Genomic DNA, 11154 nt, shown 5'->3' with positions numbered 1-11154 from the left:
CGCGATGACCACCACCGTCCCGATCGAGTCACCGGCACCGCCGGACCGGCCGCGCAGCAGGTGGGGCCTGTGGGCCCACGGGGACTTCCGCCGGCTCTGGATCGGTGAGACCACCAGCAACTTCGGTACGGCCGTCGGGAGCGTGGCGCTGTCCCTGGTGGCCGTGGTCACCCTGGGCGCCAGCCCCCTCGCGGTGGGCGTGATCAACGCGGCCGCCTGGCTGCCCTGGCTGTTCCTCGGCCTGCTGGCCGGCGCCTGGGTGGACCGCTGGCCCCGGCTGCGGGTGATGCTGGTCTGCGACCTGCTGCTGCTCCTCCTTTTCGGCAGCGTGCCGGTGGCCAGTTGGCTGGGGGTGCTGTCGCTGGCCCACCTGGTGGTGGTGGCCCTGCTGACCGGGGCGGTGAAGGTGTTCTTCTCCACCGCCTACGGCGCGGTGCTGCCCACCCTGGTCGGCAAGGCCGACCTGCTGGAGGCCAACGTCAAGCTGCGCTCCGGCGCCTCGGCGGCCGAGATCGCCGGCCCTGGCGCGGCCGGTCTGCTCTCCCAGGCGTTCGGCGCCGCCAGCGGGATGTTCGCGGACTCGCTCACCTACCTGGTGTCGGCGGTGTTCCTGCGGCGGATCAGGACGGAGGAGCGCCCCCCGCCGGTGTCCGAGCGGCGCGGCATCCCGCGCGAGATCGGCGAGGGCGTCCGGTTCCTGCTGCGCGACCCGTACCTGCGGACGTTCGCCTGCTTCGCGGCGGTCGGCAACCTGGGGCTGAACGGCATCCAGGCGGTGCAGACGGTCTTCCTGGTGCGCAGTGTGGGGCTCGAACCGGGCGCGGTGGGCGGGGTGTTCGCGCTGGTGAGCGTCGGCGGACTGGCCGGCGCGATGCTGGCCGGACGGGTCGCCCGCAAGCTGGGCAGCGCGCGTGGGCTGCTGGTCTGCGAACTGGTGGTCGCGCCCTTCATCCTGCTGCTGCCGCTGGCGGGCGACCGGCTGCCGCTGGTGGTCAGCGCGCTCGCCTGGGCGGTCGCGGTCTGCGGGGTGGTGGCGGGCAACGTCCTCGCCGGCAGCTTCTCCCAGGGCTACTGCCCGCCCGCGATGATCGGCCGGATCCGGGCCAGCTCCGCGACCCTCAACTACAGCGCGATCCCGGTGGGCGCCCTGCTCGGCGGCTACCTCGGCGAGGCGATCGGCGCCCGCAGCACGATCTGGCTGATGGCGGGCGTGCTGCTGTCGGCGGGCGCGGTGCTGCTGGCCAGCCCGCTGCGCGGCCTGCGCGACTTCCCGACCCGGCCGCCGGCCCCCACGGCCTGACCGGCCCCCGCCCGTATCGCTCGCACCGCCCGTACCGCCCCTGCCGCCCGTACCCGACTTCCGAGGAGCTTCCGATGGCCCGCACCGCCCGCCCGCGCCACTACCTGATGTGCCGTCCGACCCACTTCGACGTCACCTACGCGATCAACCCCTGGATGGACCCGGCGAAGCCGGTGGACACCGACCTGGCCGTCGCCCAGTGGGAGCGGCTGCACGCCCTGTACGGCGAGCTCGGCCACCGGGTCGACCTGATCGACCCGCTGCCCGGCCTGCCCGACATGGTCTACGCGGCCAACGGCGCCACCGTGGTGGACGGCAGGGTGCTCGGGGCGCGCTTCCGCAACACCGAGCGGGCCGCGGAGGGCCCGGCCTACCTGGAGTGGTTCCGCGCCCGGGGCTTCGAGACCCGCGACCCGGAGTACGTCAACGAGGGCGAGGGGGACCTGCTGACGACCGCGAGCTACGTGCTGGCCGGGCGGGGCTTCCGCAGCGTGGCCGACGGACACGCGGAGGCGCAGGAGTTCTTCGGCCGCCCGGTGGTCGGCCTGGAGCTGGTCGACCCGCGCTTCTACCACCTGGACACCGCGCTCGCCGTGCTGGACGGCGACGAGATCATGTACAACCCGGAGGCCTTCTCGGCCGGCAGCCGTGCCGTGCTGCGGCGGCTGTTCCCGGACGCGCTGCTGGCGGACCGGGCCGACGCGGAGGTGTTCGGCCTCAACGCGATCAGCGACGGCCTGCACGTGGTGCTGCCGGAGGCGGCCGTGGGACTGGCCTCGCGACTGCGCGAGCGCGGCTTCCGGCCGATCGGGATGGACCTCAGCGAGCTGCTCAAGGGCGGCGGCAGCGTGAAGTGCTGCACCCTGGAGATCCGCGCGGCGGCCTGAGCGGGCGGCCTGAGCGGGCGGCCCACGGAGCACCGGTGATCATTGGTGATCACCGGTGCTCGACTGTAGATCGACCGTTGAACGCTCCCGGCCAGACTGGTGCCACACCACGACGGAACCCCTTCCCAGCAGGGAAGCGAGCCGAGGAGTACCAGAGATGACGCAGCGTCCGGCCACCACCATCCGCACCCGCCTCCGGCTGTTCACGGTCGGCCTCGGGGTGACCGTCGCCCTGGGCGCCGGCCTCTCGGTGACGGTCGCCGGGGCGGCGGCCGACGCCGGGGTGGCGACGGTGGTGAGCGGCGGCGGCGCGACGCCGACGCCCACCCCGACCCCCACCCCGACCGGCGGCAACGGCGACTGGAACAGCACCGGCTCCTGAACGCACCGGCTCCTGAGCACACCGGTTCCTGCGCACCAGTTCCTGAACGCACCGGAACCGCCAGCAGGATCGATTCCTCAGCAGCCCGAGGAGAGCCGGTCGGCGGCCCGCCGGACCGCCCGGCCCGACGGGGTCGACGGATCCGGACCCTCGGCCCGGGGCAGCAGCCCCGCCACCTCCGCCGCCTCCGGCAGCCCCAGCCGGACGAAGATCCGGTGCGCCTCCCGCAGCCGTCCGTACGCCTCGGCCTCCCGCCCGAGGTCGGCCAGCGTCCGGCCCAGCACCAGCAGCGCGTGGCCCTGGTCCCGCTCGGCACCCAGCTCCTCGCACAGCTCCAGCGCCTGCCCGGCGTGCTCCAGCGCCTCCTCCGTCCGGCCGAGCGAGCGCAGACTGTCCGCCATCCGGTAGCGGGCGTGCCCGGCCCGGGCCCGCAGACCGGACGCCGAGGCCACCGCCAGGCACTCGCCGAACCAGGTGACCGCCTCCTCGTGCCGCCCCAGCCCGTGCAGCGCCAGCCCCAGCACGTACAGCGTGTACGCCCGGCCCGGATCGTCGTTCCGGGTCCGCAGCTCGGCCAGCGCCTCGTGGCAGATCGGCACCGCCTCGGCGGCCCGCCCGCTGCGCACCCGGGCCAGCGCCGCGTTCACCGTCGTCACCAGCGCCCCGGAGCGGTGGCCGAGTTCGCGGGCCAGCAGCAGCGCCTCGTCGTAGTGCCCGACGGCCTCGTCGTAGCGGCTGAGGAACTGGCAGACCAGGCCGAGGTCGTTCAGCGCCTGGCGCAGGATCACCGTGTCGCCCGCCGCGCGGGAGGCGGCCACCGCCAGCCGGGAGGCCTCCTCCGCCTCCTCCAGCCGGGTGGCGGCCAGGGCGACGTTGCCGCGCAGGAAGTGCGCCCGACCAGCTGCCCGGTGGTCGGCGCGGTGGACCGCGGCGGCGGCCAGGGCCTCCGCGGTGGTGGCCAGCTGGCGGCTGGGCGGGGCGAGGACGAACGGCGTGAGCGCGATCAGCAGGTCGATCGCGGCGCGCAGCGGGTCCGTGGTCGGTCCGTCGGAGGGGTCCGGTGCCGGGCCGTCGGAAGGCCCGCCGGTCGGGCCGTCGGTGTCGTCCGCGACGCTCCAGCCCGCCACCTGCGCGGCCAGCGCGATCGCCCCGGAACCCTCCGCCTCGGCCCAGGCCCGCGCCCCGTCCGGCCCGTCCAGCGGGACGCCCGCGCTACGGGCCGGCCCGAGCGCGCCGGCCGCCGGATCCCCGGGGACGGCGTGCTGGAAGGCCGAGCACGCGGTGGCCAGCAGGTGGTCCAGCATCCGGTCGCGGGCCGCCACGGCCGCGCCGGGATCGTCCGGACGGCGCCGGGCGAACGCGCGCAGCAGGTCGTGGAAGCGGTAGCGGCCGGGGAAGGGCGACTCCATCATCGCCACGTCCACCAGGGCCTCCAGCAGGTCCTCGGCGTCGTACTCGTCCAGGTCCAGCAGGGCGGCCGCGGCCTGCAGCCCGAGGTCCGGCCCGTCCACCGAGGCGGCCAGCCGGAACGCCCGGGCCTGGGCGGGCGTCAACTGGCGGTAGCTCAGCTCGAAGGCCGCCGCCACCTCCAGGTCGCCGATCCGCAGCTCGTCGATCCGCCGCCGCTCGACCGCCAGCCGGCGGCCCAGCGTCTGCACCGTCCAGCTCGGCCGGGCCGCCAGCCGGGCCGCCACGATCCGGACCGCGAGCGGGAGGTGGCCGCAGACGAGCAGCAGCTCCCGGGCGGCCTGCGCCTCGGCGGCCAGCCGCTCGGCGCCGATGGTGCGGCCCAGCAGTTCGAGCGCCTCCTCGGGTTCGAAGACGCCGAGGTCGGCCTGGACGGTCGCGGGCAGGCCGGACAGCCGGGTCCGGCTGGTGGTGAGCACGGCGCAGCCGACCGCACCCGGTAGCAACGGTCTGATCTGCGCGGTGTCGTGGACGTTGTCGAGCACCAGCAGCAGCCGCCGGCCGTCCACCGCCGAGCGGAACAGCGCCGAGCGGGCGTCCAGCCCCTCCGGCACCGCGTCGGCCGGCACGCCGAGCGCCACCAGGAAGCCGCTGAGCACCGCCTCCGGATCGGCCGGGGTGGCGTCGGCGCCCCGCAGGTCGACGTAGAGCTGCCCGTCCGGGTAGGCCTCGCGCACCCGGTGGGCGACGTGCAGGGCCAGCGCGGTCTTGCCGACTCCGCCCATGCCGACCACGGTCGCGATCACCAGCGCCTGCTGGCCCGGTGCGCCGGGGTTTCTGTCGGGCGCCCCTCCGTGCGCCCCGCCGAGAGCCTTGCCCAGCCGTTCGACCAGGACCGATCGGCCGGTGAAGTCGGCAGCGTCGGGCGGCAGTTGGGCCGGTCTGGGGGTCGGTGAGCTGCTCCCGGCCGGGGCGGTGTTCCCGGCCGGTGCGGTGGCGGGGGCGTTCGGCGCCGCCGGTCCGGTGGGCGGGTCCGGTGCCTCGGCCCCGGGCGCGGCCGGCTCCGCCGGACCGGCGGCGGCCGGGCCCGGGACGAGCGCGACGGGGACGAGCGCGACGGAGGGTGCCGGGGCGGCGAGCGACGGGTCCCCCTCCAGGATCCGCTGGTGCAGCAGGTCCAGCTCCGCCCCGGGCGCCACCCCCAGTTCGGCCAGGAACAGCTGACGCGCGCCCCGGAACACGGCCAGCGCGTCCGCCTGCCGCCCGGCCTGGTACAGCGCCCGCATCAGCAGCCCGTACGCCCGCTCGTGCAGCGGGTGCTCGGTGGTCAGCGAGGTCAGTTCCGGGATGCATCGGGAGTAGCGCCCCAGCGCCAGGTCCAGGGCGATCCGCTCCTCCAGCAGGGTCAGCCGCAGCTCCTGGAGCCGCTGGCGCTGCCGCTGCGCGAACGGCCCGGGGATGCCGGCCAGCGGCTCGCCCTGCCACAGCTCCAGGGCCTGGTTCAGCAGGTCGCGCGCCTGCTGCGGCTCCCCGGCGGCCGCCGTGCGCTCGGCCTGCGCCGCCAGCTCCTCCGCCTGCGCCGCGTCCACCGCGTGCTTGGGCAGCACCAGCCGGTAGCCGTCCCCGACCGAGGTCAGCACGGTCGGCGCGTCCGGCGCCTCGCCGTGCAGGACCTTGCGCCACCGCCAGGCGTAGGTGCGCACCGTCGTCATCGCGGTGCCCGGCGGCTCCTCGCCCCACAGGGCGTCGATCAGGTCGGTGGCGCTCGCGCCGTGGCCGGGCCGGAGCAGCAGCACCGCCAGCATCGCCTGCTGCTGGGGGCTGCCCACCTTCAGTACGGTCGCGCCGCGCTGCGCCCGCATCAAGCCCAGCACCGAGAACCGGAAATCATCCATGCCTGCACCTGCCCGCTTCATGTGCTCGCCCCCGCCCGCACGTGCCACCCCCGAATTGGTGAGTCCCTATCAACCCACGGGACCTGGCGGGATGTCGAGAGATCGTCGACCCGGTGGTGATCCGGTGTTGATCGGCCGTCGCCACAATCGGTGATGTGGCGCCCGCAGTCGGCCCGGCCCCTCACCGCCGGACCCGCCACGTCCCCGGTCGCCCGGCCGCCGACCGGCGACCCCCACGGCTCTCGGAGGCGGACGCCCATGAACACGGACCGGAACAGCGACCTGAGTACCGGCCGGAAAGCGGATCCGAACGCGGACCGGAACACGGAACCGAGTACGGCGTCGAGCACCGACCGGGTCACGGACCGGCACGGCGGCCTGGACACCGACCTGCTCCACCGCCTGCTCGACGTCGACCCGGCCTGCGGACCCGTCGAACTGCTCCACCGCGCCCGGGGCGAGCGCCACCTCCCGTACCTGGTGCTCGCCGCGCTCGCCCGGGAGGACGTCCGGATGGGCGCGCACGCCCGGGACGAGCTGCGGCGCGCCCGCGACCGGGTCGAGTGTTACGCCCGGGTCGCCCGCGACCTCGCCGACGCCACCGGGGTCCGCCCCATCCGCGACCTGCCGCTGGCCGGCTACTACCCGCCCGACCTGCCCCGGCCGCTGGCCGAGCTCAGCCTCGTCAGCCCCACCGAGGCCTCGCTCTGGCAGGCCGTCAACCGGCTGGTCACCGACCACCCGGTGGAGTCCGTGGAGGTCACCCTGCTCGGCGAGCGCCCCCGGCACACCGCCGTCACCCTGCGCTGGCCGGCCGGGGACCCGCTGCTCGACCCGTGGTACCAGGTGCGGGTCGCGACCGCCGCGCTCCCCGGCGACCTCGCCACCGTCCCGGTCCGCCCCTACCTGGCCGCCGACGACCACGTCGAATGCCTGATCGCCCTCGCCGAGGAAGGGCTCGGGCGCACCTTCCTCGCGGGCGACGTGATCGACGTGGCCCGGCTCGCCGGGCAGCCCTTCGAGCCCGTCGAGACCGCCGCGGTGGTCGCCGCCTACCGGCTCGCCCCGGAGGCCGCCGCCCTCCTCGACCTCGCCGCCGAGCACGTGCCGCTCGGCGCCCTGCGGGACGTCCGCACCGTCCTGGAGGCCGAGGTCGCCCCCGAACTCCGCCGCCGGACCTCTGCCGGCACCCCGCCGTGCCACGGCACCTCGCCGCGCCACGGCACGCTGCTGCGCCGCACCGTCATCCGGCACCAGTGGGACGAGGCGCTGCTGCTCCCGGCCGGCGACGCCACCCTGCTGCTCACCCCGGTCGCCGACTACCTGCTCGGCCCCGAGGGCACCCGGCCCACGGACCGCGAGCGCACCGCCGCCCTCGCCGCCCTGCACGCCTGGGACGCGACCCTCCCCGGCAGCCCGGACGGGGCCCCGTGCACCGGCCTGTCGGGGCCGCGCCACCGCTGAGCCGGCCCCGCGGGGCGTGGTCGAGGGCGGGTCGAGGGCGGGGGGACTTGCCGACCCGCCCCGGATGTCTTGTATCGTTCCTGGCGAATCATCCAGAGGGGTGGAGGGACCGGCCCTACGAAGCCCCGGCAACTCCCCGTTCGACCCGGCGTCCGAAGTACGCGCCGTGTTGGCGGGGGCAGTGCCAACTCCGGCCTGTCGCCACTGTGGCGCGGGAAAGATGAGGAGACACGGTGCTCTCTGTGCTGTCCTTCGCCCGGGCGCTTCCCGCCCCGGTCCTTTCGCGTACCCGTCTCGTGCCCGGCGCAGGCAATCGGCCGACTTCTCCGGCCTGTCCTCGCTGACCACACCCCCCGGCTCCCCGCCAGGAGCCGCCGTGAGCAGCGCGGACCCGCTGCTCCCGGGCCTTGAGACTGGAGTACCCATCCCATGGAGAACACGAGCGGCGTCGGCGTGCTCGACAAGGTCACCTCGATCCTCGGCACCCTGGAGGCCGGGCCCGCCACCCTGGGCGGCCTCGTCGCCGCCACCGGCATGGCGCGGCCCACCGCCCACCGGCTGGCCGTCGCACTCGAACACCACCGCCTGGTCAGCCGGGACGTCCAGGGCCGGTTCATGCTCGGCCCCCGCCTCGGCGAGCTCTCGGCGGCCGCCGGCGAGGACCGGCTGCTGGCCGCGGCCGGCTCGGTCCTCGCCCAGCTGCGGGACGCCACCGGCGAGAGCGCCCAGCTCTACCGGCGGCAGGGCGAGGTCCGGATCTGCGTGGCCGCCGCCGAGCGGCTCACCGGCCTGCGCGACACCGTTCCGGTGGGGGTCACCCTCCCCATGAAGGTCGGCTCCGCCGCCCAGATCCTGCTCGCCTGGGAGGAGCCCGAGCGCCTCCACCGCGGCCTGCAAGGGGCCCGCTTCACCGCCACCGCGCTGAGCGGCGTGCGGCGCCGCGGCTGGGCCCAGTCCGTCGGCGAGCGCGAGGTCGGGGTCGCCTCCGTGGCCGCGCCCGTCCGCGGCCAGTCCAACCGGGTGGTGGCCGCCGTCACGGTCTCCGGGCCGATCGAACGGCTCAGCCGCCACCCCGGTGCCCAGCTCTCCCAGGCCGTCGTCGAGGCGGCCCACCGGCTCACCGAGGCCCTGCGCCAGCCCTGACGGGGGTTCCGAGGCTCTCGGATTCCGAGGTTCCGGGGTTCCCTGGTCATGGGTTCCGAACCTCGGGTTCCGAGACTCCGGGCTCCGGGGCGCACCTCCGCGCGCCCCGGGGCCCGGTTCCGGCCCGTACCGGTCCCGGGTCCGGCTTGGCTCGGGCCCGGCTCGGGCCTGGTTCCGACCGGCTCAGGCCCGGTGCGGCAGGCCGGTGAGGCTGGGACGGGGGATCCGGCTGATCACCGCGCCGATCAGTGTGCCGATCGACACCCCGAAGACCGCCGAGACGGCCGCCAGCAGCGACTGCGCCCCGTTGCCGACCTCGATCTGCGCGGTGTTCAGCAGACCGAAGGAGCCCGGCACGACGATCCAGAACGCCGGGAGGTAGAGCACCTGCCAGAGCGGACCGCCCGGCAGCCAGTGCACCAGGGTGGCCGCGACCGCGGCGGCTACGGCCCCGGCCAGGCCGCCGATCGCCGCGCCGTGCACCGACCCCACCGCCACCTGGGCGGTGACGCTCACCGCGATCACCGCGACGATCCACGGGATGGCCGAGGGCGGGGTGTGGACGTTGACCACCACCCCGGCCACCGCGATCGCCAGCCCCAGCGCGATCACCCACCAGCTCGGCTTGGCCACCTGCACGTTGGCCAGCGCGGTGGACGGCATGCCGATCGCGGTCGCGGCCGCGGCCACCCCGGCGAGGAACAGCGTCAGCTGCACGGCGCCGGAGACCAGCCGGGCGGTGCCCGCGTTGGCCGCGCCGGCGGCGATCTCGGACAGCCCGGTGACCAGCAGCCCGCCCGGCAGCAGGATCGCCAGGGTGGCCACGATCGTCCGCAGCGGCCCGTCCAGCAGCGAGGCCCGCGCGAGCGCCAGGACCAGCAGCGCGACGAGGAAGCCGGCCGTGACGGGCAGCAGCGGCCGCAGGTGCGGCCGCCGCCGGGCGAGCACGGTCAGGCCCACCACGATCAGCGAGCCGAGCCCGGCGGCCAGCACGTTCGCCACCACCGGCTGCAGGAAGATGCAGACCCCGACCCCGACCGGCAGCGCCCCGAAGTCCGCCACCCACGCGGGCCAGCGGGCGGGCGCCCGCCGGATCCGGTCCAGCTCGGCGCGCGCCCGGGGCCCGTCGAGTTCGCCCGCCCGCAGCCGGTGCACCAGGTGGAGGACGTCGGCCGTCTGCTCGAACCGCAGGGTGCCGCCGAGCGGCTGGAACCTGGTGGCGCCGTCCGGGTGCAGGGCCACGAACAGCCCGTTGGTCAGCGCGGCGACCTGGACCTCCGGGGCGCCCAACGCCCGCCCCAGTCCACGGAGTTCGTCCTCGACCTCATGGACGGGCAGGCCGCCGCCCAGCAGGGCTTCGCCCAGGTCGAGCAGGAGACGGCAGAGCGGGTCGGGCGGGGCGTCGGCGTCCCGGACCGATGGAGACTTGCTAGGCATGGCAGGTATCGTCCCACCCTGCCCGATTCGGTCTGAATCTGCCCCGGTCTGTTCGCTTCCCGAGCGCCTGCTGCCCCCGGGGTCCGGGTGACCGCTACGGGCGGACGGTGAGGACCAGCTTGCCCGTGACCCGGCCGGTCTCGCCCTCGGCGTGGGCCTTCGCGGCCTCCGCGAGCGGGTAGGTGGCGGAGACGTGCGGGCGCAGCTGCCCGGCTTCGACGAGGGCGGCGATCGCGGCCATGCCCGCCCGGTCGTGCTCGACCAGCAGGGCCTTCGCCGTCACGCCCAGCTCGGCGGCGCGCTCGGCCACCTCGTCGATCCCCTGGGGCAGGATCGACACCAGGACGCCGCCGGGCCGGAGGGTCTCCAGGGAGCGCAGCCGGTCGTCGCCGCCGAGCGGGTCGAGGACCACGTCGATGTCGCGGGCCTCCGCCACGAAGTCGGCCGTCCGGTAGTCGATGACCTCGTCCGCGCCCAGGCCCCGGACGAAGTCGTGCTTGGCGGCGGACGCCGTGCCGATGACGTACGCGCCGCGCGCCTTGGCGATCTGCACGGCGACGTGCCCGACGCCGCCGCCCGCCGCGTGCACCAGGACCCGCTGCCCCGGCCGCAGCCCCGCCGTGTCGACGAGCGCCTGCCAGGCGGTGAGCGCCACCAGCGGAAGCGCCCCGGCCTCGACGTGGCTCAGTACGGCGGGCTTGGGCACGAAGGCCCGGGCGGGGCCGACGACGTACTCGGCGTGCGCGCCGGCGCCGTACGGGTAGGGCAGCATGCCGAACACCTCGTCGCCCGGGGTGAAGAGCGAGACGCCGACGCCGACCGCCTCGACGGTGCCGGAGACGTCCCAGCCGAGCGTGAACGGCGGCTGCCCGAGGAAGTAGCCGCGGCTGCGGTGCTTCCAGTCGGTGGGGTTGACCCCGGCGGCGTGGACGGCGACGAGGACCTGGCCGACGCCGGGCACGGGCCGCTCGACCTCGGCCTCGTGGAGGACGTCCGGGGTGCCGAGGGCGGTCTGGGTGATGGCCCGCATCGTGTTCGTGCTCATCGTGTTCGTGCTCATGGAGTTCGTGGTCATGGATCCAGCCTGCGGCCGCGCCCCTGGCCAGCGAAATGGCAAGATTGCCAAAGACCGATAGGATCGTGCCATGGTGCGTCCTGAAAGCTGGTCCAGGCTCGCGGGTGGAAGTCCCGTCCGGGTAGACACCGGAGTGCCCGGTAGCAGGTCCCGGTTCGTCGTGG

The 11154-nt window shown here is 75.6% G+C and carries 8 protein-coding genes and 1 riboswitch; of the genes, 5 read left to right on the top strand and 3 right to left on the bottom strand.

The genetic code is table 11. The annotated features are described in order from the left end of the window. Positions 1-4: 4 nt before the first annotated feature. From ACFCY1_RS20165 to ACFCY1_RS20155, 3 genes are all read left to right on the top strand, one after another. Positions 5-1300, top strand: a complete 1296-nt coding sequence (locus tag ACFCY1_RS20165) for an MFS transporter (protein WP_049650866.1) — start codon at positions 5-7, stop codon at positions 1298-1300. A gap of 74 nt (positions 1301-1374) precedes the next feature. Further along, on the top strand, positions 1375-2187 hold the full coding sequence (ddaH, locus tag ACFCY1_RS20160; protein ID WP_375875435.1) for a dimethylargininase: 813 nt from the start codon (positions 1375-1377) through the stop codon (positions 2185-2187). Between the two features lie 157 nt (positions 2188-2344). Beyond that, a complete protein-coding gene (locus ACFCY1_RS20155; protein WP_117486792.1) occupies positions 2345-2569 on the top strand; it encodes a hypothetical protein in 225 nt (74 codons plus the stop codon). 77 nt (positions 2570-2646) lie between these two features. Here ACFCY1_RS20155 and ACFCY1_RS20150 read toward each other — a convergent pair whose 3' ends face one another. Beyond that, positions 2647-5871 (bottom strand): BTAD domain-containing putative transcriptional regulator, encoded by a 3225-nt coding sequence (locus ACFCY1_RS20150; protein ID WP_375875434.1) that lies wholly within the window; start codon positions 5869-5871, stop codon positions 2647-2649. Positions 5872-6129: 258 nt separating this feature from the next. On the opposite strand from ACFCY1_RS20150, the gene ACFCY1_RS20145 reads away from it, so the two are divergent. Beyond that, positions 6130-7335, top strand: coding sequence for a hypothetical protein (locus ACFCY1_RS20145; protein WP_375875433.1), 1206 nt, complete (start codon positions 6130-6132; stop codon positions 7333-7335). An 85-nt stretch (positions 7336-7420) separates the two neighbouring features. Continuing rightward, positions 7421-7562: riboswitch (SAM riboswitch) on the top strand. A gap of 202 nt (positions 7563-7764) precedes the next feature. Further along, positions 7765-8478, top strand: coding sequence for an IclR family transcriptional regulator (locus ACFCY1_RS20140; protein WP_049657219.1), 714 nt, complete (start codon positions 7765-7767; stop codon positions 8476-8478). A 183-nt stretch (positions 8479-8661) separates the two neighbouring features. Here the strand turns inward: ACFCY1_RS20140 and ACFCY1_RS20135 are convergent, their stop codons facing one another. Both ACFCY1_RS20135 and ACFCY1_RS20130 read right to left on the bottom strand, forming a co-directional pair. After that, positions 8662-9915, bottom strand: coding sequence for a threonine/serine exporter family protein (locus tag ACFCY1_RS20135; RefSeq protein WP_375875432.1), 1254 nt, complete (start codon positions 9913-9915; stop codon positions 8662-8664). A 94-nt stretch (positions 9916-10009) separates the two neighbouring features. Next, on the bottom strand, positions 10010-10990 hold the full coding sequence (locus tag ACFCY1_RS20130) for an NADP-dependent oxidoreductase (RefSeq protein WP_375875431.1): 981 nt from the start codon (positions 10988-10990) through the stop codon (positions 10010-10012). Positions 10991-11154 lie beyond the last annotated feature (164 nt).

Origin of the sequence: Kitasatospora sp. NPDC056273 (assembly GCF_042268845.1) — a bacterium.
Lineage (GTDB): Bacteria > Actinomycetota > Actinomycetes > Streptomycetales > Streptomycetaceae > Kitasatospora.
This window is presented reverse-complemented; position numbering and strand designations above follow the sequence as displayed.